We start from the raw sequence: 24,371 nt of genomic DNA, 5'->3' as shown, positions 1-24,371 counted from the left end.
CCGGCATGCTGTGCCCCGTGACCGTGCGGACAGAGGCGCAGATGTGGACGGAGGCCCCGATCGTGAGCGCGAACCTGCCGGAGGCCGTCGCCGAGGGGCCGGTCCTGCCGGCTCCCCCGAGAGTGGTGGACGACCTGGCCCGGGACCTGAGCCAGGCGGCGGCCGCCGTCCGGGCGGTGTCGCGGACCGGCCGCAGCGGGGGCGACGTCGCCGTGGCCGCGTACACCGCCGTGGTGTGCACCGGCCGTTCGGCGGCGCGGGCACTGGAGGAGGCCGCCGCGTGGTGCCGTCAGGCGCCCGGGGCGGAGGTGCACTCGCTGGCCTGGGCCCGGGTGCCGGGGCACCGCGACGACGTCTACGAGTACCGCGTCACGCTGGCCGTCAGCTTCCCCGACGAGGAGACGGGGGAGCACTGCGGAGACACTCACCACGCCCGGCGGTGAACCCGTACGATGACGGCCATGAGCCCTGTGGATGCGAACGATCCGACGAACTCTTCATCCGCTTCTTCTCCGTCGCCCACCGAGTCCGCTCCCGAGTCCGCCACGGAGCCCGCTCCCGAGTCCGCTCCCGAGCCGCGTGAACTCTCCACCGCGGCCGCCGTCTGCGCCACCGTCCTCAGCATCGTCGCCGGTGCGGCCGTGCTGCTGGCGTTCTTCCACTGGCTGGGCTGGAGCATCCCGGTGGTCGGGGTGCTCGTCGCCAAGCTCGGGATCAAGCTCGCCGTCGGCGGGGTGGCCGGGCTCGCCGCCGCGGCCGCCTGGCTGCGCACGCGCTGGGGCGCCGGGGATCAACCCGCCTGCGGGGAGGGGCAGGTCAGGTCGTGCTCGGGTGCCCGGCCGTCCAGCAGGTAGCGCTCGACGACTCCGGTCACGCAGGTGTTGGCGGTGGGGTACTGGCCGTGGTCGCCGTTGCCGGTGACGGTGACCAGCCGTGAGCCGCGCAGTGCGCGGTGGGCGCCGAGGGCAGCCTCGTAGTACGTCGCCGGGTCGTGCACCGAGTTGAGCATGACGGTCGGCGGCAGGTTCGCGCCCGTCACCTTCACGTGCGGGGCGTGGGTCTTGGGCCAGGACGCGCAGACGGCGCTGAAGGCCAGCGTCCGGGCGCCCGCGAGCGGGTAGCGGGCGGTGTTCTCGGCGCCGCGCTCGACCCAGGTGTCCAGGTCCCTGGTCCACGGGGTGTCGGAGCACGTCACGGAGAAGTACTCGGCGAGGAACTCCGGGCTGAGGTAGTGGCCGAACACCTGGCCTGCCATGTCCTTGGCCGCGGCGTCCGCGCCGTCCCAGTTGTCGACGGCCGCCAGCCCCTGCGCGAGGTAGGGGAAGTTCTCCTCCTCGTAGATGGCGCCGATCGCGCCGTTGTCGAGCTGGTTCGGGCCGATCGTCACCGGCCCCGCGACGATCGGGCTGTCGTGCAGCGCCGCGCGCCGCTTCTCCCAGCGGTCCTTGACCTCCTGGGGCGTCGAGCCGAGGTGGTAGGTGCTGTCGCGGGCCGCGAGCCACGGCACGAAGTCCTCGTCGAACCGCCGCTGGAAGCTCATCGGCTGGCCGAGCTCGAACTCCTCCCAGGTGCCCTCGAAGCCGATGTTGCTGTCCAGCACCATCCGCTCGACCCGGTGCGGGAACAGCGTCCCGTAGTAGGCGCCGATCATCGAGGCGTAGGACGGCCCGAAGTAGCTGATCCTCCGCTCGCCGAGCAGCGAGCGGAACAGGTCGAGGTCGTGGACGGTCTGCTCGGTGGTCAGGTAGGGGAGCAGGTCCCCGCTGTGCTCCTCGCACGCGGCCACGAGGGCCTGGGCGTTGGAGACGACGCGGTCGACCGCCTCGGGGGACTGGTCGCGGTAGTCGCCCGCCATGAACTCCTGGAACTGCTCCGGGTTCTGGCACTGCGCCCGGGTGCTGCGCCCGACCCCGCGCTGGTCGAAGCTCACGATGTCGTAGGCGGCTCCGACCTTCGGGGCCTTGGTGGCGAGGCCGGCCGGGCGCAGCAGGCCCGAGGCGCCGGGGCCGCCGGCGGCCATGAGGAGGGTGCCCCGGCGGTGGGCGGGGTCGCCGGCGCGGTGGCGGGAGACGGCGATGGAGAGGTCGGCCCCGGCGTCCGGGTGGTGCCAGTCGCGCGGGACGGCCATCGTGGCGCACTCCAGGGCGGGCTGCCCGTCGCACGGCTTCCAGTCGAGCTGCTGCTGGGCGTAGCGGGCCGGGACGCTCACGGCGTCGCCCGGGTCCCGGGCGTCGTTCGGGGCGGCACTGGCGGTGGCGGGCAGTGCGAGCCCGGCCACCACGGCGGCGGCCACGGCGATGGCGGCGCGGCGGATGCGGGAGGCGGCGGGCTTCGGGGCGGCGACGGTGCCGGTGGCTGTCTTCACGTGGAAAATCCTGTCGGACCGGCGGCTGACGGGCGATCACGTGGGCATCCGTTTCGGGGGTGGTGCCAGCTACACCCCCGTGCGGGGGCCGGCCCCCGGTCCGTCGTGTGGGGCGGACCGGGGACCGGGCGTCGGATCAGTACGCCGCGGTGAAGCGGGTGCGGCGGTGGGCGGGGGTCTCGGCCTCGTCGAGGAGGGCGACGGCGAGGTCCTCCATCGAGATCGCGGAGTCGCCGTCGGCGTCCACGAGCAGTTCGTCGCGCCCGAGGCGGAACCGGCCGGTGCGGGTGCCGGGTTCGAGCAGGGCGGCCGGGCTCAGGTAGGTCCAGTCGACCTGCTCGTCGGCGCGGTAGAGCGCGAGCTGCTCGCCGCAGGCGAGGGCGATGGGGAGGATCGCGGCGGGGAAGCCCGGGGTGTCGACGAGGAGGGTGCCGCCGGTCCCGGGGACGGTGAGGCTGCCCGCGCCGCCGACGGCGAGCAGGCGCACGTCCGTCCCGGTGAGGCCGGCCAGCAGGCCCTTGGTGGCGACGGCGAGTTCGCCCTCGCTGCCCGGTGCGGGGCGGGTGGTGGTGATCACGACGTCCTGGCCGGCCGCGAGCCGCGCCACGTCGTCGGCGTCGCGGGCGTCGCCGACGGCTATCGCCGCGGTGGCGGGCAGCCCGTGCGGCTTGCCCGGGTCGCGGACGACGGCGGTGACCTCGTGGCCGCGGGCGAGCGCCTCGGCGACGACCCGGCTGCCGACGTTGCCGGTCGAGCCGAACACGGTGATGCGCATGGGGATTTCTCCTTCGAAGGGGTGGCGGGATCAGACGTTCTCGTGGACGGACGGCTTCGGTGCCGGCCCGGCCTGCGCCGCGGCGGTGGCGCGCGGGCGCTGCCGCTGGGCCGCGACCAGCGAGCCCAGGACGACGAGCGCGCCGAGGACCTGCAACGGCGTGAGGTCCTGTCCGAGGACGAGCCAGCCGAGCGCGGTGGCGACCACCGGGCTGAGCAGGGCCAGGAAGGACACCGAGTTCGGCGGCAGCGCCCGCAGCCCGCGGAACCACAGCACGTACGTCAGGGCCGCGCCGATCAGGCTGAGGTACAGGTAGCCGAGCACGTTGGTGCCCGTCAGGTGGGACGGCGGGGCGCCCTCGACGACCAGGGCGGCCGGGACGAGCAGCAGCCCGCCGGCGGTGAGCTGCCACCCGGTCGTCGCGAGCACCGGCGCGGGGGAGACCCAGCGCTTGGCGAGGACGAGGCCGGCGGCCATGACCACCGCGCTGCCGACCGCGGCGGCCAGGCCGACCGCGTCGAGCCGGGCGCCGGCCCGCAGCACGAGCAGGCTGACGCCCGCGACCCCGGCGATGCCGGACAGCACGGTGCGCAGCGTGATCCGCTCGCCCAGCAGCGCCGCCGACAGCGCGGCGGTGACGAGCGGCTGGACGGCGCCGACGGTCGCGGCGATGCCGCCGGGCAGGCGGTAGGCGGCGACGAACAACAGGGCCTGGAACAGCGCGATGTTGAGCGCGCCGAGGACGAGCGCCCGCCACCACCAGTCGCCCCGGGGCAGCCTGCGGGTGAGGGCGACGAGCAGGAGCCCGGCGGGCAGGCAGCGCAGGACGCCGGCGAGCAGCGGCCGGTCGGGCGGCAGGAGTTCGGTGGTGACGAGGTAGGTCGAGCCCCAGACGGCCGGGGCCAGTGCGGTCAGCAGCACGATGCCGAGTCGATGTCTTAGCACTAAGCCAATGTATCTCAGCGCTAAGACATTCCTTGGCGCTCCGGTGTCGTGAGGTGGCTCACAGTTACCTCACCGCTAAGGAACCATGGGGGCGATCCCCTACCCTGGACCCGTGGCAGATCATGTGGACCGCGTCGTCGCGCAGTGGGGCGCCGAGCGCCCCGACCTGGACGTCTCCCCGATGGAGGTGTTCGGCCGGCTCAAGCGCCTCTTCCGGCTGGTGGACGCGGAACTCAACCGCACCTTCGGCGAACACGGCCTGGACGCGGCCTCCTTCGACGTCCTCGCCACCCTGCGCCGCAGTGGCCCGCCCTACCGGCTCACCCCCACCGGCCTCATGCAGTCCGCCATGGTCACCTCCGGCGCCATCACCCAGCGCCTCGACCGCCTGGAGGCCCGCGGCCTGGTCACCCGCACCCGCAGCGACCAGGACGGCCGCAGCCGCGAGGTAGCCCTCACCTCCGAGGGCCACGACCTCATCGACCGCGCGCTGCCGGCCCACCTCGCCACCGAGTACCGCATGCTCGCCGGCCTCGACGAGGAGCAGACCGCCGCCCTCGTCGACGCCATGCGCACGCTCCTCGCCTTCCTCGGCGACAGCGCGGAGTGACGGGCCCTAAGGTGTCGCCGTGAGCTTTCATCTGGTGGTGGGATACGGGCCCGCGGGGGCGGCCACGGCGCGGCTGCTGGCCGGGCGTGGGCACGAGGTACGCGTCGTCACCCGGTCGGGGCGGCCCGCCGAACCCGGCATCGAGCACCTCGCGCTCGACGCCTCCGACCCCGCCCGGCTGACCGAGGCCGCGCGCGGCGCCGTCGCCGTCCACGGCTGCGCCGCGCCGCCCCTGCACCGCTGGGCCGCCGAACTGCCGCCGCTGGCCGACGCGCTGTGCGCCGCGGCCGAGGCGAGCGGCGCGGTGCTCGTCCTGCTCGGCAACCTGTACGGCTACGGCCCGGTGGACGGCCCCCTCACCGAAGACCTGCCGCTCGCCGCGACCGGCCGCAAGGGCCGGGTGCGGGCACAGGTCTGGGAGCGGGCGCGGGCGCTGCACGAGGCGGGCCGGATCCGGGCCGTCGAGGTCCGTGCCGCCGACTTCTTCGGCCCCGGCGTGACGGACCGCGGCCACCTCGCCGCCCGCGTCGTGCCCCGCGTCCTGGCCGGCCGCCCCGTCGCGGTCCTCGGCGACCCGGACGCGCCGCACAGCTGGACCTACCTGCCCGACGTGGCCGCCGCCCTGGCCGAGGCCGCAGACGACGAACGCGCGTGGGGCCGGGCCTGGCACGTCCCGACGGTCCCGCCGGCGTCGGCCCGCGCGATGGTGGCCGGCCTCGCGGAAGCGGCGGGCACCGGCCCGGTCGCCGTCCGCCGCACACCCCCGGCCGTCCTCGCCCTCGGCTCCCTCGTCTCCCCGCTGCTGCGCGAACTGCGGGAGACGCTCTACCAGTTCGACCGCCCGTTCGTGATGGACTCCTCCGCCTACGAGTCCACGTTCACCCTGCGCGCCACGCCGCTGGAGGAGCAGTTCCGCGCGACCGTCGAATGGTGGCGCGGGCGGCACTGAGTCAGGGCTTCACCGCCACCGCCTTGAAGAACGTGTAGTGGAACGTCCCGCCCGGGTCCGCCGCGCGGCGCAGGGCGGCGATGCCCTCGTCGAACGCGGCGGGCGTGGCGAGGCCGGCGGACAGGGCGTCGTCGCGGACGGACTCGACCATGGCGACGAAGGTGCGGCGCGTGAAGCCCTCGACGAGGGACGGGCGGGACGCGTCGGCGTACACCGTGCGCGGGCGGACGGTGACGTCGGAGAAGCCGGCCGCGGTCAGGAGCGGGTGCAGGCGGCGGCCGACCAGGGCGTCGCCGCCCGCGTCGGACTGGAGGCGGACGAGATGGCCGACGGCGGCGCGGGCGGCCGGACTGTCCGGGTGGAAGAAGGCCGAGCCGTGGTCGCCCTCGATCACCGTGATCGTGCCGCCCGGGCGCAGCACGCGCCGCAGGGCCGCCAGGCCGGCCGCCGGGTCGGCCAGGTGCTCCAGGACGAAGCACAGGAAGACGTGGTCGAACGTGCCGTCCGGGAAGGGCAGTTCGTGCAGGTCGCCGTGGTGCCAGGCGACCTCGGCGGCGGGCGCGTGCGCCGCCACCCGGGCCTGGGCGCGGGCCAGGGACTCGGCCGAGATGTCGGCCGCCGTCAGCCGTACGCCGGGGCTGGCGGCCAGCAGGTGCACGGTCTGCGCGCCCACCCCGCAGCCCGCTTCCAGGACCCGGCTCCCGGGCGGGTACGCGGTGCCCGCGTGGAGCAGGTCGGCGAGGGTGTTCGCCTGGTCGTCGAGGCGGCGGGCCTCGGTGTCGGAGTAGCCGTGGACGTAGGGGCCGTCGTGCGGGGCGGTCTCGGTGGTCATGGCCTCAACCTTCGGCCCACAATGGCCCGGTGAACAGGTCCATAGGCGACGCTCCCGACCGGTCCAAAGAGTCCGGAGCCGCCGACCCCGGCGCCGACTTCCTCCAGCTCGACACCGCCGAGGCCCCACCCGGCGGACTCACCGACTGGCTCGCCCACCGCCTGCGCGAGGCGGTCGCCGACGGTCGCCTCCCGGTCGGCGACCGACTGCCCGCGACCCGCGTGCTCGCGGCCGAACTCGGCGTCTCCCGAGGGGTGGTGACCGACGCCTACCGGCGCCTCGCCGAGGAGGGGCAGGTCGCCGGACGGGGGAGGGGAGGCACCGTCGTCGTCGCGGCCCCCGCGCCGCCCGCGCCGGCACCGCCGGCCGCCCGCCCGGAACCCCCGCTGTTCCGCCCCGATCCCGGGCCCGAGGTGTTCGACGCCCTGCGCGCCGCCCCCGCCCGGATCGACCTCTCGCCCGGCCGCCCGGACCTCGCCGCCTTCCCCCGCGCCGCCTGGCTGCGCGCCGAACGCGCCGTCCTCGACGGCCTGTCCGCCCACGACCTCGGCTACGGCGACCCGCGCGGCACGCCGGAGCTGCGCCGGGCCGTCGCGCACTGGCTCGCCCGCAACCGCGGCGTCCGCGCCGACCCCGACGAGGTCCTGATCACCGCCGGCACCGCCCAGGCCCTCGCCCTGACCGGCCAGGCGCTCGGCCGGGCGGGCATCACCGAGGTCGCCGCCGAGGACCCGGGCTCGCTCGGCGCCCGCCAGCACCTCGCCCACTGGCTCGCCGCAACCCCGCCCGTCCCGGTCGACGCCGACGGCGTCCGGGTCGACGCGCTGCGCGCCACCGGCGCCCCCGCCGTCCTGCTCACCCCCGCCCACCAGTACCCGACCGGCGTGGTCCTCAGCGGGGAGCGGCGGCGCGAACTCCTGCGCTGGGCGGGCGAGGGCGGCCTCGTCATCGAGGACGACTACGACGCCGAGCACCGACACGACCGCCCGCCGGTGCCCGCCCTGCGTGCCGCCCTCCCGGACCGCGTCCTGTACGCGGGCAGCGTCTCAAAGCTGCTCGCGCCCGCCCTGCGCACCGGCTGGCTCCTCGTGCCGCCCCGCTTCCGCGAGGACGTCCTCGCCGCCAAGCGCTACGCCGACCTCGGCAACCCCGTCCTGCCGCAGCTCGTCCTCGCCCGGGTGATGGAGTCCGGCGCGCTCGAACGCCACCTGCGGCTGCTGCGCCGCCGCCACCGCCGCCGGCGGGACGCGATGATCGCCGCCGTCCGCGAGCACCTCCCCGGCGCCACCGTGCACGGCGCCGCGGCCGGGCTGCACCTGATGCTCACGCTCCCGGCGGACCTCGGCTGCACCGACACCGAGCTGGCGACGGCGGCGCTCGCGCACGGGGTCAAGGTGCAGCCGCTGTCGTGGCACGCGCGACTGCCGTACGCGCAGGGGCTGGTCCTCGGGTACGCGGCCGGTGCGCCGGGCGAGATCGCGGAGGGGGTGGCGGTGCTGGGGCGGCTGGTGCGCCGGTCGGGGTAGTCGAGGGTGCCGGGGGCGCTTGTGTCCGGCTCTCGGTGGAGCGTTTCAGGGTCTCGGCGAGGGCGGCGCCGGGGGTGCGGCCGATGAGTGCGGTGACGGTGCGGGTCAGGTGGGCCTGGTCGGCGAACCCGGCCTCGGCCGCGGCGGTCGCCAGGCCCGCGGCGCCGCTGTGCACCATCGCCTCGCGGGTGCGGTGCCAGCGGCGCAGGCCGGCCAGCGGGCAGCCGACGGCTTCGGCCGACAGCTGCCGCAGGCGGCGCGGGGAGACGCCGACCCGTTCCGCGACGGCAGCCAGGTCCGTTCCGGTGCGCAGCAGGTCGACGGCCCGCCGGAAGCGGGGGTCGACGGCGGCGGGCGGCCCGAAGAGACCGTGGACGGCGCGGCGCACGGCGTGGAGCTCGAAGCCGCCGTCGACCGCGGCCAGCAGTGTGCCGACCTGTGCACGGTCGAGTTCGTGGACGCGGCGCCCGGCGGGGAGCGCCAGGCCGTGGGGGTCGATCCAGAGCCGGGTGCCCCCGTCCGGGCGGGTGAAGGTCGTGGGCAGGCCGGGCGGGATCAGCAGCCCGGGGCCGGCGGCCACCCGGCCGCGGTCGTCGGTGGCGGTGACCGGACCGTCCCAGGACAGGGTCAACTGCCAGGCCGGTGCGGCGTGTGGTCGCACCGTGCCGGAGGTGGACGCCGCGAAACAGGTGAACTCGGCGGCGACGGCGGCGAAAGCCAGCTGGCCGTCGCCCTCCAGGCGCCAGGACCGCGACTGTTCGACCACGTCGGCATCGTCGCACACGCTCCCGGTCCCGCTCCCGGGTGGCCCTGCGGGCGCGCATTGCCGTTCCGTTCAAGCCCGCGGCCCGGCGGCCGGAGGACCATCTCCCTACCCGAACGAGGAGGTGCGGTCATGACGACCACGACCGGGGCGAGGCCGGCCCCCACGACCGGAATCATCACCTGGGCCGGATGGCTCCTGGTGGTGTTCGGAACCGCGCACACGGTGCTCGCGTTCACCAAGGAACACGCCGCGAGCCACATCGGGGAGTGGCTCGGCGGGGAGCTGTGGGGCGCCTCCCTGTCCGAGATGAGCCCGGCCGGAAGCGCGTACTGGCTGACGGTCGACAGCTTCGCCCCGCCCTTCGTCATCATCGGCCTGACCATCCTGTGGCTGAACCGCCGCGGCATCGCTCCACCGCCGTTCATCGCCTGGGCCCTGTTGACCTGGACGGTGGCCGGCGCGGCACTCGCCGGATTCGCACCCCCGCTCGACCTGGCCGCAGAGATCCTGCTGCTGGTCGCCGCCCGCCGCGCCAAGTCTCCCGAACGCCGTCCGCCGGGGTTCACACCCGTCCTGACCTGCGACGGAGCGAACCGATGGACGGTGGGTGAACCCGGCCGGACGGGGGTGAACGAGACCAAAACCGAGACCATGTGACCGGCTGGCGCAGCCCATGGCGGCCGAGGGGCCTACTTCGGAAAGTCGCCCGCGAGCCACCAGAACTGCAACCGGGACGCAGCTGGGATCGCGTTGTAGCCGTCTCGGTCGGGTGCCGTTCGGAATGGTCAGCCGGTGAAGCCCGGGACCACCAGGCCGGACTCGTACGCGATCACCACGGCATGGGTCCGGTTCTGCGCGCCGAGCTTGGTCAGCACGTTCCCGACGTGGGTCTTGACCGTCTCCAGGCTCACCGTGAGGGACTCCGCGATCTCCGGATTGGAGAGCCCGGTGGCCATCAGGCGCAGCACCTCCTCCTCCCGGCCGGTCAGGGCGGCCTGCGGCAGGGCCTCGGCGGAGCCCAGCGGGCGGGCGGCGACCATGCGGCCCAGTGCGGCCGGGAAGAGGACCGCTTCGCCCGCCGCCACGACCCGGACCGCCTCGGCGATCCGGCGGACCGGGAGGCGCTTGAGGACGAAGCCGCTGGCGCCCGCGCTGAGGGCGGCGGTGACGTAGCCGTCGTTCTCGAAGGTGGTGATCACCACGACCTTCGGCGGGTCGGCCGCTTCGGCCAGCAGTTGGCGGGTGGCCTCGATCCCGTTGCGACGCGGCATCCGGACGTCCATCAGGACCACGTCCGGCCGCAGGCTCTGCGCCCGTTCGACCGCCTCGACGCCGTCGGCGGCCTCGCCGACCACCGTGATCCCCGGCTGTGCGGCGAGCAGCATGCGCAGGCCGCTGCGGGTCACCTCGTCGTCGTCCGCGATCATGAGGGTGATGGCGGGGCTGGTGACGGCGGGGAGGGCGATGCCTTCGCCCGCGTCGGATCCACTCACGCCGAGACCCGTACCGGCAGCCGGACGGCCAGCCGCCAGTGCTGCGTCCCGTCCGGGCCGGCCTGGAACTCACCGTGCAGCAGCCGTACGCGCTCGGCCAGTCCGGGCAGGCCGTGGCCGGAGGTCGGGAAGGAGTCCGGTCCCGGGCCCGGCCGTGCCCCGGTCCGGTTGACCACCGCGAGATCCAGTCCGTCCGGCCCGGCCGCCACCCGGACTTCGATCGGGCCGCCCGCCCCGTGGCGCAGCGCGTTCGTCAGCCCCTCCTGGAGGATCCGGTACGCCGCCCGGGAGAGCGTCCCCTGCACCTGCGTCAGCTCGCCCGACAGGGCCGGTTCCACCACCGCCCCCGCGTGCCGCAGACGGTCCAGCAGCTCGGGGAGGTCGGCCAGGGTCCGGGTCGGCGCTGTTCCCGACTGTTCCTCGCGCAGCACTCCGAGCACGTAGTCCAGGTCCTCCAGCGCGGCCCGGGTCGACTCCTCGATGCTGCGCAGGGCGGCCCGCGCCGCCGCCGGGTCGGCGGAGAGCACCTCGCCCGCCACCGCCGCCTGGATGGTGGCCGCGGTCAGCGTGTGTCCGATCGAGTCGTGCAACTCGTGAGCGATCCGATTGCGTTCGGCCAGCAGCAGCTCCCGCTCGGCAGCCAGCGCGAGCCGCTCGGCCGCCGACGGGCCCAACAGCCGTGGCGCCGACCACCGCAGGGCCTTCGTCACCAGTACGCAGACGGCCACCGCCAGCAGGATGCACACGGCCGCCACCACCCAGCTCCACCCGCCCGACACCCGGACCGACGCGCCGAACAGGCTCGCCCGCGCCTCGCCGCCGAGCCAGTTCCCCGGCAGAGAGAGGCCCATGATGAACAGCACCCCGCTCGCCAGCGCCCCCGTCCACCCGACGGCCACGTGCAGCACCAGCCAGATCGGGGTCCGCCAGCGGTCGAGGCCGAGTGAACCAGAGGTCCGGCGACCGGCCACCGGATTCGGCAGCGGCACCCGCAGCAGCCGGCGGGCGGACACGACCAGCGCCCGCCGTACGGGGCGCGCCAGTCCGACCACGCCGACCAGCACCGCCCAGACCAGCAGGACCAGGACGATCTGCACGCTTTCCGGAGCGGATCGCCACGACAGCGCCGGCAACAGGGCGAGAGGCAGCAGCGGAAGGCTCGCCAGCGCGCCGCAATAGGCGAACAGCACACCCGAATACGTGGAGCCGCGCAGCAGCGGCCGGATTCCCCTGATCATGGTCGCCAGTATTGCCGGGCAGCCCACCGGCAGCCTCCCCCGAAAGGGGGAGCGATTTCTCCCGTCTTCCCGCGATGCGGTCAGAGGCCCCTGGAAACCAGGATCGTGCCCAGACCAAACGATCCCCAGGAGTTGACTGATGCGTGCTCAGATCCGGCAGGGCCTTCGTTCCTCGACCCGGCAGCAGGGCGGCAGGCGGCGACGAGCGGTGTCGGCCGCCGCCGCGGTGGCCATCGGCGCCATGACGCTGGGCGCCCTCGCCCCGCCCGCCGCCTCCGCCTCCACCTCCGATTCCGCAGCCGCCTCCGCTGCTGCCGCCGTCAGGCCGGACGCCGTCCAGCAGGCCCTGAACGCGCTGGTGCGCGACGACGGGATGCCTGCCGCCCTGGCGAGCGTCCAGGACCGGAACGGCCGCACCCGCACCTACACCGCAGGAGTCGGCGACCTGACCACCGGCTCGAAGGTACCCAGGGACGGCCAGGTACGGATCGGCAGCAACACCAAGGCGTTCACGGCGGTCGTGGTCCTGCAACTGGTCGGCGAAGGGAAGATCGGCCTCGACGCCTCCGTCGACACCTACCTGCCCGGCCTCGTCCGCGGGGAGGGGATCGACGGGCGCCGCATCACCGTCCGCCAGCTCCTCCAGCACACCAGCGGACTCCCCGACTACGGCATCCACCTCGACGACGACGAGATCAGGAACCGGTACTTCGAGCCCCGCGAGCTGCTCGACATCGCCCTCCGGTACAAGGCCGACGCGGCTCCGGGGACGACGTGGGGGTACAGCAACGCCAACTACGTCCTGGCGGGCCTGATCGTCCAGAAGGTCACCGGCCGCCCCCTCGCCGAGGAGATGGACCGGCGCATCATCAAGCGCATCGGGCTGCGCCACACCTACTTCCCCGCCCCTGGCGAGATGACCATCCGAGAGCCGCACCCCCAGGGCTACCACCGAAACCCGGCGGACGGACCGCTGCGCGACTTCACGGAGTTGGACCCCTCCGCCGGCTGGGCCGCAGGCCAGTTGATCTCCACCAACTCCGACCTCAACCGCTTCTTCACCGCGCTCCTCGCCGGCCACCTCCTCCCGGCGGACCAGCTCGCCGAGATGCGCACGACCGTCCCCGCCGGGACCTCAGGCCTCCGCTACGGGCTGGGGCTCACGAGCAGGCCGCTGTCGTGCGGCGGCGTCTACTGGGGCCACGGCGGCGACATCGCGGGGTACGAGACCCGGGGCGGTGTCACCGATGACGGCCGCGCCGCCAACGTCGCGGTCACCACCATCCCGACGGACGAGGCGGCCACCCAGCACGTGAAGGACGCCGTGGACAGGGCCCTGTGCGGCTGAGGCACGCCACCCCGCCCGGGCCCGGCTCGCCGGGCCCGGGCGATCCGAACGAAGATCCGGCAATCCCCCAGGAGTTGACTCATGCGTGGACGGACACGGCAAGGACTTCGGCGGCGACGGGCCCTGCCGGCCGCCGTCGCAGTGGCCATCGGCGTTATGACGCCGGGCGTCCTGTCGGCGCCCCAGGCCTCCGCCGCCAGGCAGGATTCCGTCCAGCGGAGCCTGAACGCGCTGGTGCGCGACGACGGGATGCCCGCCGCGCTGGCGAGCGTCCAGGACCGGAACGGCCGCACCCGGACCTACCCCGCAGGAGTCGGAGACCTGGCCACCGGCGCACCGGTACCCGTCGACGGGCAGGTGCGGATCGGCAGCAACACCAAGACCTTCGTCGCGGTCGTCGTCCTCCAGCTCGTCGCGGAGCGGAGGGTGGACCTGGACGCCTCCGTCGACACCTACCTGCCCGGCCTCGTCCGCGGGGAGGGGATCGACGGGCGCCGCATCACCGTCCGCCAGCTCCTCCAGCAGACCAGCGGACTCCCCAACTACAGCGACTACCTCGGGGACGACGTCCGGTACTACGCACCCCACGAACTGCTCGCCACAGCCCTCCAGCACCCGGCCGACTTCGCCCCCGGGACGAGTTGGAAGTACAGCAACACCAACTACGTGCTCGCCGGCCTGATCGTCCAGAAGGTCACCGGCCGCCCCCTGGCCGAGGAGATCGGCCGGCGCGTCGTCCGACCCGCCGGGCTGCGCCACACCTACTTCCCCGCTCCCGGTGACGCGAGCATCCGGGAGCCCCACCCCCACGGCTACTACCGGGAATCGGCGGACGCGCCGCTGCGCGACATCACGGAGATCGACCCCTCCTGGGGCTGGGCGGCAGGCCAGATGGTCTCCACCGGCTCCGACCTCAACCGCTTCTTCAGCGCACTCCTGGCCGGCCACCTCCTCCCAGCGGCCCAGCTCGCCCAGATGCGCTCCACCGTCCCCGCCGAAGCGACCTTCGGCCCCGGCGCCCGCTACGGACTTGGACTCGTCAGCCGCCCGTTACCGTGCGGCGGCCTCGCCTGGGGCCACGGCGGCAGCTTCCCGGGGTACGAGACCCGGGGCGGCGCCACCGACGACGGCCGCGCCGCCAACGTCGCGGTCACCATGCAGCTCACCGACGAGGCGGCCCGGAGGAATCTCGAACGCGCCGTGGACACCGCCCTGTGCCGCTGAACCTCGCCGAGGGCGTGCCGTGAAGCAGAACGACCGATGGGCCCGACACGACGTCGGGCCCATCGGCCGCATGCGTGCGCAGCCGCCACCATGTGGCCGGTTCGTTGGGTACGCTGACGGACCGTACGCGCTTCCCGCGTGTGGAGTCCGTCCCGTTCCCGTCCGTCCCGTTCCCGTCCGTCCCGTTCCCGTCCGTCCCGTTCCGGGAGGCCCCGATGTCCCCGCTCCGGCGTTCCGCCCAGCTCGTGGCGGTGCTCTCGGCCCTGGCCGCCGCGCTCGGGCCGGTCGTCCCGGCCGGCTCGGTGCCGGTGCCGGCCCGCGCGTCAGGCCCGGTGGAGAGGAGCGCCGCCATGCCGTCCACGCTCGACTCCCGGCTGCTCGCCGGCCGCCGGATCGTCTACTCGTACCCGGGGCCGACCCCGTCGCCCGTGGTGCTCCAGGCGATCCGCGAGGGCCGGGCGGCCGGGGTCATCCTGTTCGGCGAGAACGTCACCAGTTCCGAGCAACTGGCCGAAGCCGTCGGCCAGTTGCGGCAGGCCGCGGCGGAGTCGCCGGTGCCGGAGCCACTGCTGCTGATGACCGACCAGGAGGGCGGCAAGGTCCGCCGCCTGCCCGGTGCGCCCGAACTCTCGGCCCGCGCCACCGGGTTGGCGCCCGACCCGCTCGCCGAGGCGGCCCGCTCGGGCGCCGGCGCGGGGGAGAACCTCGCGGAGTCCGGCCTGAACGTCAACCTCGCCCCCGTGCTCGACGTCTACGACACCCCGGGCAACTTCATCGACCGCCACGAGCGCTCGTACGGCCGGGACCCGGCCGCGGTGGGCCGGCTGGGCAGCGCGTTCACCGCCGCGCAGCAGGGCCTCGGGGTCGCCGCCACCGCGAAGCACTTCCCCGGTCTCGGCTCGGCCGCCCGGGACGAGAACACCGACGAGCGCCCGGTCACCCTGTCCGTGCCGCTCGCCGAGCTGCGGGCCCGCGGCGAGGAGCCGTACCGGGCGGCGATCGCGGCGGGCGTCCACCTGGTCATGGCCTCCTGGGCGGTCTACCCGGCGCTCGACGCCGAGCGCCCGGCGGGCCTGTCGCCCGCGATCGTGCGGGGCGAGCTCCGGGAGCGCCTGGGCTTCGGCGGCGTCACGGTGACGGACGCCCTCGAAGCCGGCGCCCTCACCCCGTACGGCGACACCGGTGCCCGTGCCGTCGCGGCCGCCGACGCCGGCATGGACCTCCTGCTGTGCTCGGCCCGCGACCCGCAGCAGGGCGAGGACGCGGCCGCCGCCGTCGCCGCCGCCCTGGACTCGGGCCGGCTGGACCGGGCGGCCTTCGACGCCTCCCTCGCCCGCATCACGGGCCTGCGCGCCGCACTCGACTGACGGCGGGCCTCAGAGCGCGGGCGGTGCGGTGCGCAGCCCGTCGAGGATGATGCGGAGGTTGCGCTCCCACTGCTGCTCGTCGGCCCGTAGGCCCAGGGTGCGTTCGCCGGTCGCGGCGGCGGCGAGCAGGAACGGGACGTCCTCCCATGCGACGTCCGCGCGCATCGCGCCCGCCTCCTGGGCGCGTTCGACGAGCTGCCGGATCCGGGCCCGCAGGTCCGCCAGCTGCCGGGCGAGCGAGTCCCCGCAGGCCCCGCCGAGTGCCTCGCCGATGCCGCAGCTCTCGGCGCGCAGCCCTACGTAGGCTGCGGCGAATCCGCAGAACCCGTGCCAGGGGTCGGGGTCGGCCAGGGCGTCGTCGGCGCGGTCCGCGATCTCGCCGAGGAGTTCGTCGAGCAGCGCTTCGAGCAGCACCTCCAGCGAGGGGATGCGCCGGTAGAAGGTGCCGACGCCGACGCCCGCCCGGCGGGCGATCTCGTGGGCGGAGACGCCGACGCCGACCTCGGCCACGGCCGTCCTGGCGGCCGCCACGAGGCGTTCGACGTTGCGCCGGGCGTCGGCGCGAGGGAGCCGGCCCGACGCGTCGGCGAGCAGGCGGTCCACGGTGCTGCCGCGCGGTGCCGGCGACGGCGCGTTCGGCGCCATGGTTGGCGCTGTGCTCCATGCGGCGTCCGGTGGTGTGTTCACGGGCCGATCCTAGCCGCTAACTGGACCAATCCTGTCCGCTTGGCTAGAGTCCTCGGCAGATCAAACGGACAAGGTCTGTCCGTTTATGGTTTGGGGGCTTGTCGTGACATCCGCTGGGGCATCCGCTGGGGCATCCGTCGTGGAACCGCGGAAGATCCGGGTCGGCATCATCGGGGCGAACCCCGACCGGGGGTGGGCCGTCCGGGCGCACCTGCCCGCGCTGCGGGCGCTGCCGCAGTACGAGATCACCGCCGTCGGCACCAGCCGCCCGGAGAGCGCCCGGGCGGCGGCCCGCGCCTTCGGTGCGGCGCACGCCTTCACGGACGCCGCGCGGCTGGCCGGGCACCCCGACGTGGACCTGGTCGTCGTCACCGTGAAGGTGCCCGCGCACACCGAGCTGGTCGGGGCCGCGCTGGCGGCCGGCAAGCACGTGTACTGCGAGTGGCCGCTGTCCCGGACCACCGCCGAGGCGGAGGCGCTCGCGGCGGCGGCCCGCGGTGCCGGCGTGCACCACGTGATCGGGCTCCAGGCGCGGTACGCCCCGGCGCTCGCCCACGCCCGCGAGCTGGTGGCCGGTGGCAGCCTCGGGCGCATCACCTCGGCGACCGTCCACGCCGCCCGCGGCAAGGGTGCGGGCGGGCTGATTCCTGGCTGGGCGGCCTACACGCTCGACCGCGCCAACGGCGCCGGGATGCTGGAGGTCGCGGGCGGGCACACACTCGACGCCGTGCAGCACGTGCTCGGCGGGATCGAGGAGCTGACGGCGGTCACGTCCGTCTCGCGGTCCGCGTACACCGTCGCCGAGACCGGCGCCACGGTCGTCGCGACCAGTCCCGACCGGCTCCGCCTCGACGGGACCCTCCTCGGCGGCGTCCGCCTGTCGGCCACCGTTCAGGACGCCGAGGGCGCGGATGCCGGGACGCGCCTGGAGATCACGGGCACCGAGGGCGCCCTGGCGATCGTCTCGACCGGGCCGGGCGGTCCGGCCGGCATCCAGATCGGCGAGCTGCGCCTGCTGCGGGCGGACGCCCCCGGCGGCGGGTTCCGGGAGGTGTCGCTCCCGGACCGGTACCAGGTGCCCGGGATCGGCCGGGATGCCGAGGGCTTCAACGTGGCCCGGCTGTACGCCCGGCTGGCCCGTGACCTCCGGACGGGGGAGCACGGCGTGCCCGGCTTCGACGAGGGCGTAGGGATGCACCGCCTGCTCGACGCGATCAGGCGTTCGGCGGACGCGGGCGGGGCGCGGCAGGTCCTGGCCCGCCGGTAGGGCCGGTGGCCGACGCCGCCGTCCGTCCCTTTTCCCGGTTCTGCCCTCCGGTGGTGGCGGATCTGCCTGTAGGGTTCTGACGGCGCGTCACCTCGACAGCCGAGCCCGGGAGTTGGCAGCGTCCGGGCTCGGCCTCCGCAACCGTGTTCGGGGTGGCCGCGCCCCTTCGGGCCGTTCCGATGCCGCCGTGACCCCGCGCCGATGCTGTGACGACTTGAAGAATTCTTCATCTCCAAGGATGATGCTTGCCGGCCGTGCGCCCCGCACCCGGCCGTCGACCCAGCCGCACACGAGGGAGGGAGCGGACGATGCCCGTCCCGCTGTACCAGGCCAAGGCGGAGTTCTTCCGCACCCTCGGCCACCCGGTCCGGATCCGGGTCCTGGAGCTCCTCCAGGACGGCCCCCGGCCGGTCCGCGAGCTGCTGGCCGAGATCGAGGTCGAACCCTCCAACCTCTCCCAGCAGCTCGCGGTGCTGCGCCGCACCCAGCTGGTCACGGCCACCCGCGAGGGCAACACCGTGGTGTACGCGCTCAGCACCCCGGACGTCGCCGACCTGCTGCGGGCCGCGCGGCGGATCCTGACCGAGCTGATCACCGACCAGGGCGCGCTGCTCACCGAACTGCGCGCGCCCGGGGCGGCGCTGCCGGGCCGCTGAGGCGTCCGGCCGCCGTTCCGTCCGGCCGCCGGACCATCCGTCCGCCGCGCGTCCGGACCGCAGACCGTTCCACCCGAGGAGAACCCGCCGCCATGAGCGAGAGCACGCCCGACAGCACGAGCGACGAGAAGCGCCGCCGCAAGGCGATGCTCATCCGCGCGGGCATCTACATCTTCGCCACACACCTGTTCGCCGGCTTCGTGCTGCTGCTCTTCGCGCTCGGCGGCCGGAAGTAGCGGACCGGGGTCGTCCGCTAGTGGTAGCGGCGGCTGGTGCTCGTCCAGGCCTGCACGCCGTCGACGAGCTCCCGGGTGCCGTCGAGGTACCAGTCGCTCTCCGGGTGCCGTCGCAGCAGCTCGCGGCGCAGCAGCGCGCTCTCGTTGCGCAGCTGCGCGACCCGGGCGCGGACCGCGCCGACGGCCCGCGCGCGGGTGCAGCCGCGCAGGCGCTGCAGCGCGAGCACGGTGTTGAAGGCGGCAGCGCCCTGGCGCTCCTCCCGCTGCAGCGAGTAGAGGTCGTTGATCAGCGTGGCGGCGTCGGCGGTGTGGGCGCGCAGCCGGTGCAGGGCGGGTTCGGCGTGCAGCGCGGCGGGGGCGTCGGCGCCGTGGACGCGTTCCAGTATGTTCATGAACGGGTAGAGGCAGCTGCTGTGCCGGCGCAGCCGCATCGTCTCGGCCAGGCCGAGACGGGGGACGGTGCCGTGGGCGCGGTGCTCGGCCTCGGCGGGGAAGGTCGCGAGGCAGGCCTGCCACTCGCGGGCGGCGCGGGCGCGCCAGGCCGGGGAGGCCGGCCCGGTCTGCCGATGCCACAGTTCGCGCCAGGCGGCGGTGAGCCGGTCGTCCCCGACGGCCGGTGCCGCGCCGTCCAACACGGCGATCAGCGGGTCGACGATCGCCCGTGCCTCGGCGGGCCGGCGGCCGGGCGAGCCGTCGAAGCGGTCGTCGAGGATGGTGAACCAGCCGAGGACGTCGATCAGGAGGTCGAGGTCGGCGCCCCGGGTGCGCGGGTACGCGTGGCCGATCAACTCCGGCAGGGTGTAGGCCTGGTAGCGGGCGAGCTCGGCGCGGGTGAGAAGGCCGCGGTCGACCGCCCAGTCGGCGTGCCGGGCGGTGGCGGCGGCCAGTTCGGCGGCCGGGCGAGCGGGTCGGCGGACCGGGTGCGTGGCGGGCCGGAGGGTGGGATGGTCGGCCGGACACCGGCCCGCTGCCGTCTCCTGCCGCCCCCCGCCGCTCTCGCGCGGGGCCAGCCGGACCCGCAGCCCGTGCGCCTGGACGGTCGTCCAGACCACCTCGCGGGCCCGCGCCCCGGGGACGGCCACCGGCCGCCAGCGGCGCAGGATCGCGGCCGCCGCGACGGTCAGTTCGGCCCACGCGAAGGCCTCGCCGATGCACTTGTGCTTGCCCGCGCCGAACGGCAGGTAGGACTGCCGCCCGGCGCCGCCGTCCTGCCACCGTTCGGGGCGGAAGGCGAGCGGGTCCGGGTGGCGGACCGGGTCGCGGTGCAGCGCGGTGAGGCTGTACAGCAGCTCGGTGCCGGCCGGGATCCGGTACGGGCCGAGCTCGACGGGCAGCTGCGCGGTGCGCATCAGGAACGCGTTGGGCGCGTGCAGCCGCACCACCTCCTGGGCGACGGCGCGCGTGTACGTGAGGCGGGCGAGGGCTTCGGGCGTGGGGACGGTGCCCGCGGGCAGGTGCTCGTCCAGCTCGGCGAGGACGCGGGCCTCCACCTCGGGGTGGCGCAGGAGTTCGTCGATCAGCCAGGTGAGGGTGGTGGAGACGGTCTCCGTCCCGGCGCCGAACATGGTGATCGCCTCGGAGCGCACGTCGGCCTCGGTGAGCGGACGGCCGGTGGCCGGGTCGGTCGCGGCGCGCAGCACGGCGGGCAGCGTGCCGGCCGGACCGCCGTCGGCCGGACCGCCGTCGGTTGGACCGCCCTTCGCCGCACGGCCGTTGACGGCCTGGTCGACGACCCGGTTGAGCACCCGGACGGCCGCGTCGAAGCGCCGGTTGACGGGCAGCGGCAGCCGGGCCATGGCCGGGTGGGGGTAGAGCGACTGGACGATCTGGCCCTTGACCAGGTCCGGCAGCGCGCGGTGGAAGGCGAGCGTGGCGTCCTCGCCGAGCCGGGCGTCGAACAGGGAGCGGGTGACGATCTCCAGCGCGAGGTGGTTCATCTCCTTGGCCACGTCGAGGACCTGACCGGGCCGCCAGCGGGCGGCCCGCTCCTCGGTGACCCGGTGCATGACGGCGATGTACCCGGCCATCCGGTCGGGGCCGAAGGCGGGCTGGATCACCCGGCGGCGGTCGCGGTGGGCCTGGCCCTCCGACATCAGCAGGCCGTCGCCGAAGGCCGTCCTGAGGGTGTCCTGGACGGCGCCGCGCGGGCAGCCGTGGGCGTGGGTGGTGAGCAGCGCGTGGACGAGCGGCGCGTCGGTGACCACGCAGACGGTGCGCGGGCCGAGCCGGATGCGGACCACGCCGCCGTGGCGGGCCAGCGAACCGAGGAAGCCGAGCGGGTCGCGCAGCAGGGCGGCGGCGTGGCCGAGGCCGGGGAGCGCGCCGGGGGCGAGCGGCGGGACGGCCGCGGGGGCGAGGGCTCTCGTGGCTTTCGGTGCTTCCAGTGGGGTGGCCCTCGGTGGAGCGGCTGTCGGCGGGGTCGGTGTCGGCAGGGTCGGTGTCGGCCGGACGGCTGTCGGCGGGTTGGCCTTGGGTGGAGTGACCGGTTTCGGCGTCCCGGGGGCCGCCGCCGTCCTTCGCGCCGCCGGTGTGCCGCTCGTCGTGAGTGTCTCCGTCGTCAGGGTCATGACACTACCTCTCACCAGATGGGCCGGTGCGGCGGTACCGCGGGATGCGCCGTCGCGCCGGCCGGAAGGCGGGGAACCGGTCACCGCGGAGCCCCGCGTACGTCCTTCCCAGAGGGCGCACGCCATAGGAAACGCGCCGTTCGGACGGGCGTTGCGCCGCGTGCGGGTGGATCACCCCAACGGTCGATCGGCGACACCCGCCCGCGCGCCCCGGCGGCCGGCCCGCACGCCCGCCGCGACCTGCGGTGATGGCGGTGCACCGGTGCGCCCGTGCGTGCCCCGCCGGCAGGGTCTTTCGGCCCTCGCCGGTCGGCCGCGGGCGGGTCCAGCATGGTGGCGGACAAGGAGGTTCCCTGATGACCCGTCTGCGCCACCGGCCCGCGCTCACGCCCGTACCCGACGCCGGTCGCCGGAACGGCTCGGTGTGATCTGCACCGTGCGGACACGAAGCCGAGGGCCGGGAGGTGAGGGCGGGACGGTCGGGGGGCAGGAATCCCCCGTACGCCGCTCCGCCACCGAACCGGTCCGACGCCACGAGACGGGAACTGGGATCACATGGACTGCGACGACGAGGTCATGGTGACCGTCCGGATCAGCGCCGCGGAGCGGGCCCTGTTGCGCTCCCTGGCGCGCGACCGCGGCGGGGACGTCTCCGACGTGGCGGTGGACGGCCTGTTGGACGTCATCCCCGCCCTGGACGGCGACGCCGCCGCCCGCCGGCTGCGGCGCGTGCTCGCCCGGCCCGCGCCCTGCGCCGTGACGCTGTGGCTGCCCGCGCCGGTCGGCGACCTGCTGCCGCTGCTGGGCGAGCGGATCTCCCGGACGGGCGGTCCGGCGGCGGGCCCGGCCAGCGCCGCGCTGTCCGCGGCCCTGCGGCTCTGGCTCGGCGGGGACCCGGCGGCGCTGGCCGTCGCCCTCGCCCGGCTGCGCCGCGGCCGGGGCGCGGCCCGGCAGGACCCGGGCCCGGCCGTGCGGCGGCCCGCACACGCCGCCTGAAGCCGCCTGAAGCCTCCTGAAGCCGTTCGAAGCCGTCCGGAGCCGCCTGACGTGGGCTGATGCCCCCTGCGCCCAGGGCCCGTTCACGTTCCCCGAAGATTTTCGAAAGAAGTTTCTGTTATTCCCACCCGTCCCATCCGGTCTCCCACGTGTCGGAAGGCCCGGCGCCCGTCACCACAGGGGCGCGGGCCGTCGCACGAGGAAAGGAACGCGATGGGACACCGCAGCACGGAGCTCCGTCGACGCAGGCGCAGGCGGTTCACCCGCAGGACGACGCTGATCGCCGCGGCGGTCGCCGCCGGCCTGGTCGCGGGTGCGCTCGGCATCTCGACGGCGCTCGAACCGGCGGGCAGCCGCACCAACGCCAGTGTCTCGGCGGACGGTCCGGTCCTGGGCAACCAGGCGGGTGTGGTGTCCGACGACGGCAGCGGCGAGACCGGGACCGCCGAGGGCGCGACCCAGGCCCCCGCGCCCAAGCGCGACCAGAAGGCCGCCCCGCTCAAGGAGATACCCAAGGACCAGCCCGACCGCGGCCTGGTCTACGCCGGTCTGAGCCTGCCGAACGGCGACCGCTGCGCCGGCTCGCTGCAGGTCTCCAACGGTCAGTTGTGCAGCCACGGCCCGGACGCCCCGCCGAAGGACGTCGACATCCACAAGGACGTCGCGCCGGTGGCCGCCGCGGCCGCCCAGGCACCGGTGCTCACCCCGGCCGCCAACGCCCAGCCCCCGTCCGCCGCCGACCTGTTGAAGGGCGCCACGCCGGTCCTCGACGCCGGCCAGAAGGCGCTGCTGGGCGACCCGGCCGGTGCCCCGCAGCAGAGCACCCCCGCCGCGTCCGGCGGTTCGTCCGTGGTCTGCGAGGGCGACGGCAGCAGCGGCAACCGCATCCAGGTGGTGTACCTCCACGCTCCCGGCAACGACCGCTACGCCCAGTACCTGGCCTCCTTCAAGAAGTGGGCCGCCGACGTCGACGTCATCTACAACGCGAGCGCCCAGGAGACCGGCGGCGCGCGGCACGTCCGCTTCGTCACCGACTCCGACTGCTCCGCGTCCGTGCTGAACGTGCAGATCTCCGACGCGGCGCTCCAGGACTTCAACGCGAGCAACGACGCCGTCGCTGCGCAGGGGTTCAACCGGAAGGACCGCAAGTACATGATGTTCACCGATGCCAAGGTGTACTGCGGCATCGGCACCTTCGCCGGCGACGAGCGCCCCGGCCAGGACAACCTCAGCAACTTCGGCCCCTCGTACGGCCGGACGGACTCGGGCTGCTGGGGCGGGCACACCGCGGCGCACGAACTGGGCCACAACCTGGGCGCGGTGAACAACAGCGCGCCGAGCACCAGCAAGGGCGGCCACTGCGTCTACGACTACGACCTGATGTGCTACTCGGACTACCCGTACTACCCGCAGATGAAGGTGGTCTGCCCGGACCGCGCGCACTACGACCGGCTCGACTGCACGCACGACGACTACTACAGCACCGACCCGAAGCCGGGCAGCTACCTCTCCTCGCACTGGAACGTCGCCAACAACCGCTTCCTGATCACCGGCAACGGCGGTGGCACCGGCCCCAACCCCAACCCGTCGCCGACCGCCACCCCCACGCCGTCGCCGACCGCGTCGCCCACCCGCACCGCGTCGCCGTCCCCGACGCCCGGCGGCGGCACGACCGGATCGCCGTCCCCGACCGCGACCCCGACCGCCACCGGCAGCCCGACCGCGACCCCGACCCCGACCGGCACCCCCACCGCCGGCACCGGCTCGCCTGATGTGACGGTCAGTCAGGTCACCCAGAACTCGGTCATGCTGAGCTGGCCGGGCGTCCCGAACGCGGCCGGCTACGACGTCCTGCTCGGCGGCCAGACCATCGGCACCGTCCGCGCCACCGTCGTCGGCCTCGTCCGCCTCGCCCCCGGCACCTCGTACAGCGTCGCGGTCGCCGTCCGCGACGCCGCCGGGTCCGTCGGCAAGCCGGGCCGCACTGTCACCTTCCGCACCGCCGCCGACGCCGGGCGCCCGCAGCCCGGCGCCCACTACACGATGGTCAACGGCCTCACCGGCCAGGCCGCCGACCTGTGGGGCAGCTCGATGAACGACGGCACCGTCGCCATCGCCTACCAGCGCACCGGCTACGCCAACCAGAAGTGGGCGTTCGAGGACGCCGGCGACGGCGCGGTGCGGATCAAGTCGGTCCGCTCCGACAAGTGCCTGCAGCTGGGCGGCGATCCGGTCGCCGGCCAGTACGTCGCGCAGCAGCCGTGCTCCGACGCCGCCACCCAGAAGTGGCAGATCACCTCCGCCGGCGGCGGGTTCAGCCTGACCGCGGCCGGCAGCTCGCTGGTGCTCGGGGTCAGCGACCGCTGGTACTACGGTGGTTGGCTGCTGGAGCTCCAGCAGCCGAACGGCCAGCCGTACCAGAACTGGTCGCTGCAGAAGACCGCCTGAGTCCCCTGAGGACCCCGGGTGCGGCCGTCACCACCTCACCGGTGGTGGCGGCCGCACCCGCACCCGTTTCCGCCCG

At 74.9% G+C, this 24,371-nt stretch carries 22 protein-coding genes and 1 pseudogene; 14 read left to right on the top strand and 9 right to left on the bottom strand.

Annotation, left to right across the window (positions count from 1 at the left end; translation table 11 throughout):
• Window positions 1–17 precede the first annotated feature (17 nt).
• Window positions 18–443 (top strand): hypothetical protein, encoded by a 426-nt coding sequence (locus ACFVSN_RS03835; protein WP_387953622.1) that lies wholly within the window; start codon window positions 18–20, stop codon window positions 441–443.
• A gap of 18 nt (window positions 444–461) precedes the next feature.
• Complete coding sequence (locus ACFVSN_RS03830; protein ID WP_387953620.1) at window positions 462–854, top strand: hypothetical protein; 393 nt, start codon at window positions 462–464, stop codon at window positions 852–854.
• Here the strand turns inward: ACFVSN_RS03830 and ACFVSN_RS03825 are convergent.
• The 3 genes from ACFVSN_RS03825 to ACFVSN_RS03815 form a co-directional block, all read right to left on the bottom strand.
• The gene (locus tag ACFVSN_RS03825) at window positions 791–2,365 is read right to left on the bottom strand and encodes an alpha/beta hydrolase (RefSeq protein ID WP_387953619.1); all 1,575 of its coding nucleotides are present in this window, start codon (window positions 2,363–2,365) and stop codon (window positions 791–793) included. The two genes, ACFVSN_RS03830 and ACFVSN_RS03825, sit on opposite strands and share 64 nt — an antisense overlap.
• 136 nt (window positions 2,366–2,501) lie before the next feature.
• Window positions 2,502–3,140 (bottom strand): NAD(P)-dependent oxidoreductase, encoded by a 639-nt coding sequence (locus ACFVSN_RS03820; RefSeq protein WP_387953617.1) that lies wholly within the window; start codon window positions 3,138–3,140, stop codon window positions 2,502–2,504.
• 30 nt (window positions 3,141–3,170) lie between these two features.
• Window positions 3,171–4,085 carry an EamA family transporter gene (locus ACFVSN_RS03815; RefSeq protein WP_387953616.1) on the bottom strand — a complete coding sequence of 305 codons (915 nt, stop codon included), beginning with the start codon at window positions 4,083–4,085 and terminating at the stop codon, window positions 3,171–3,173.
• Between the two features lie 112 nt (window positions 4,086–4,197).
• Between ACFVSN_RS03815 and ACFVSN_RS03810 the strand changes: the two genes are divergently transcribed.
• The gene (locus ACFVSN_RS03810) at window positions 4,198–4,695 is read left to right on the top strand and encodes a MarR family winged helix-turn-helix transcriptional regulator (protein WP_380440281.1); all 498 of its coding nucleotides are present in this window, start codon (window positions 4,198–4,200) and stop codon (window positions 4,693–4,695) included.
• A gap of 19 nt (window positions 4,696–4,714) precedes the next feature.
• Window positions 4,715–5,644 carry an NAD-dependent epimerase/dehydratase family protein gene (locus ACFVSN_RS03805; RefSeq protein WP_387953615.1) on the top strand — a complete coding sequence of 310 codons (930 nt, stop codon included), beginning with the start codon at window positions 4,715–4,717 and terminating at the stop codon, window positions 5,642–5,644.
• Window position 5,645: 1 nt separating this feature from the next.
• Here the strand turns inward: ACFVSN_RS03805 and ACFVSN_RS03800 are convergent, their stop codons facing one another.
• On the bottom strand, window positions 5,646–6,476 hold the full coding sequence (locus ACFVSN_RS03800; RefSeq protein WP_380440285.1) for an L-histidine N(alpha)-methyltransferase: 831 nt from the start codon (window positions 6,474–6,476) through the stop codon (window positions 5,646–5,648).
• Between the two features lie 29 nt (window positions 6,477–6,505).
• Here ACFVSN_RS03800 and ACFVSN_RS03795 point away from each other — a divergent pair, with 29 nt between their 5' ends.
• Entirely contained in the window at window positions 6,506–8,002 is a 1,497-nt protein-coding gene (locus ACFVSN_RS03795) for a PLP-dependent aminotransferase family protein (RefSeq protein WP_387953614.1), read from the top strand.
• A gap of 76 nt (window positions 8,003–8,078) precedes the next feature.
• Here the strand turns inward: ACFVSN_RS03795 and ACFVSN_RS03790 are convergent.
• Window positions 8,079–8,390 (bottom strand): annotated as a pseudogene (locus ACFVSN_RS03790) (helix-turn-helix domain-containing protein); the annotation flags it as partial.
• Between the two features lie 507 nt (window positions 8,391–8,897).
• On the opposite strand from ACFVSN_RS03790, the gene ACFVSN_RS03785 reads away from it, so the two are divergent.
• Window positions 8,898–9,425, top strand: a complete 528-nt coding sequence (locus tag ACFVSN_RS03785; protein WP_387602325.1) for a DUF6463 family protein — start codon at window positions 8,898–8,900, stop codon at window positions 9,423–9,425.
• Between the two features lie 128 nt (window positions 9,426–9,553).
• Here ACFVSN_RS03785 and ACFVSN_RS03780 read toward each other — a convergent pair whose 3' ends face one another.
• Window positions 9,554–10,261, bottom strand: coding sequence for a response regulator (locus ACFVSN_RS03780; protein ID WP_380440291.1), 708 nt, complete (start codon window positions 10,259–10,261; stop codon window positions 9,554–9,556).
• Window positions 10,258–11,499: a sensor histidine kinase gene (locus ACFVSN_RS03775; RefSeq protein ID WP_387602323.1), complete on the bottom strand. Its 1,242-nt coding sequence runs from the start codon at window positions 11,497–11,499 to the stop codon at window positions 10,258–10,260. Before ACFVSN_RS03775 ends, ACFVSN_RS03780 begins: the two co-directional genes overlap by 4 nt.
• Before the next feature lie 139 nt (window positions 11,500–11,638).
• Here ACFVSN_RS03775 and ACFVSN_RS03770 point away from each other — a divergent pair, with 139 nt between their 5' ends.
• The 3 genes from ACFVSN_RS03770 to ACFVSN_RS03760 all read left to right on the top strand — a co-directional run bounded on the left by ACFVSN_RS03770 (window position 11,639) and on the right by ACFVSN_RS03760 (window position 15,438).
• Window positions 11,639–12,847, top strand: coding sequence for a serine hydrolase domain-containing protein (locus tag ACFVSN_RS03770; RefSeq protein WP_387602320.1), 1,209 nt, complete (start codon window positions 11,639–11,641; stop codon window positions 12,845–12,847).
• An 81-nt stretch (window positions 12,848–12,928) separates the two neighbouring features.
• Entirely contained in the window at window positions 12,929–14,071 is a 1,143-nt protein-coding gene (locus tag ACFVSN_RS03765) for a serine hydrolase domain-containing protein (RefSeq protein ID WP_387602317.1), read from the top strand.
• 215 nt (window positions 14,072–14,286) lie between these two features.
• On the top strand, window positions 14,287–15,438 hold the full coding sequence (locus ACFVSN_RS03760; protein WP_387602314.1) for a glycoside hydrolase family 3 N-terminal domain-containing protein: 1,152 nt from the start codon (window positions 14,287–14,289) through the stop codon (window positions 15,436–15,438).
• Window positions 15,439–15,447: 9 nt separating this feature from the next.
• On the opposite strand, the gene ACFVSN_RS03755 is transcribed toward ACFVSN_RS03760, so the two are convergent.
• Complete coding sequence (locus ACFVSN_RS03755; protein ID WP_387602311.1) at window positions 15,448–16,083, bottom strand: TetR/AcrR family transcriptional regulator; 636 nt, start codon at window positions 16,081–16,083, stop codon at window positions 15,448–15,450.
• A gap of 181 nt (window positions 16,084–16,264) precedes the next feature.
• Here ACFVSN_RS03755 and ACFVSN_RS03750 point away from each other — a divergent pair, with 181 nt between their 5' ends.
• From ACFVSN_RS03750 to ACFVSN_RS03740, 3 genes are all read left to right on the top strand, one after another.
• The gene (locus tag ACFVSN_RS03750; RefSeq protein ID WP_387602308.1) at window positions 16,265–17,392 is read left to right on the top strand and encodes a Gfo/Idh/MocA family protein; all 1,128 of its coding nucleotides are present in this window, start codon (window positions 16,265–16,267) and stop codon (window positions 17,390–17,392) included.
• A 308-nt stretch (window positions 17,393–17,700) separates the two neighbouring features.
• Window positions 17,701–18,048 carry a metalloregulator ArsR/SmtB family transcription factor gene (locus ACFVSN_RS03745; RefSeq protein ID WP_359958530.1) on the top strand — a complete coding sequence of 116 codons (348 nt, stop codon included), beginning with the start codon at window positions 17,701–17,703 and terminating at the stop codon, window positions 18,046–18,048.
• Between the two features lie 92 nt (window positions 18,049–18,140).
• A complete protein-coding gene (locus tag ACFVSN_RS03740; protein ID WP_380440317.1) occupies window positions 18,141–18,284 on the top strand; it encodes a DUF6126 family protein in 144 nt (47 codons plus the stop codon).
• Between the two features lie 17 nt (window positions 18,285–18,301).
• On the opposite strand, the gene ACFVSN_RS03735 is transcribed toward ACFVSN_RS03740, so the two are convergent.
• The gene (locus tag ACFVSN_RS03735) at window positions 18,302–20,851 is read right to left on the bottom strand and encodes a cytochrome P450 (protein ID WP_387602303.1); all 2,550 of its coding nucleotides are present in this window, start codon (window positions 20,849–20,851) and stop codon (window positions 18,302–18,304) included.
• Window positions 20,852–21,406: 555 nt separating this feature from the next.
• Here ACFVSN_RS03735 and ACFVSN_RS03730 point away from each other — a divergent pair.
• Together ACFVSN_RS03730 and ACFVSN_RS03725 are read left to right on the top strand one after the other, a co-directional pair.
• Window positions 21,407–21,847: a hypothetical protein gene (locus ACFVSN_RS03730; RefSeq protein WP_380440321.1), complete on the top strand. Its 441-nt coding sequence runs from the start codon at window positions 21,407–21,409 to the stop codon at window positions 21,845–21,847.
• Between the two features lie 213 nt (window positions 21,848–22,060).
• Window positions 22,061–24,295 (top strand): RICIN domain-containing protein, encoded by a 2,235-nt coding sequence (locus tag ACFVSN_RS03725; RefSeq protein WP_387602299.1) that lies wholly within the window; start codon window positions 22,061–22,063, stop codon window positions 24,293–24,295.
• The last annotated feature ends 76 nt before the right edge of the window (window positions 24,296–24,371 follow it).

This window comes from Kitasatospora sp. NPDC057904, from assembly GCF_042887925.1.
Classification (GTDB): Bacteria; Actinomycetota; Actinomycetes; order Streptomycetales; family Streptomycetaceae; genus Kitasatospora.
The sequence above is the reverse complement of the archived record's forward strand: the minus strand, read 5'-3'. Positions and strand labels throughout refer to the sequence as shown.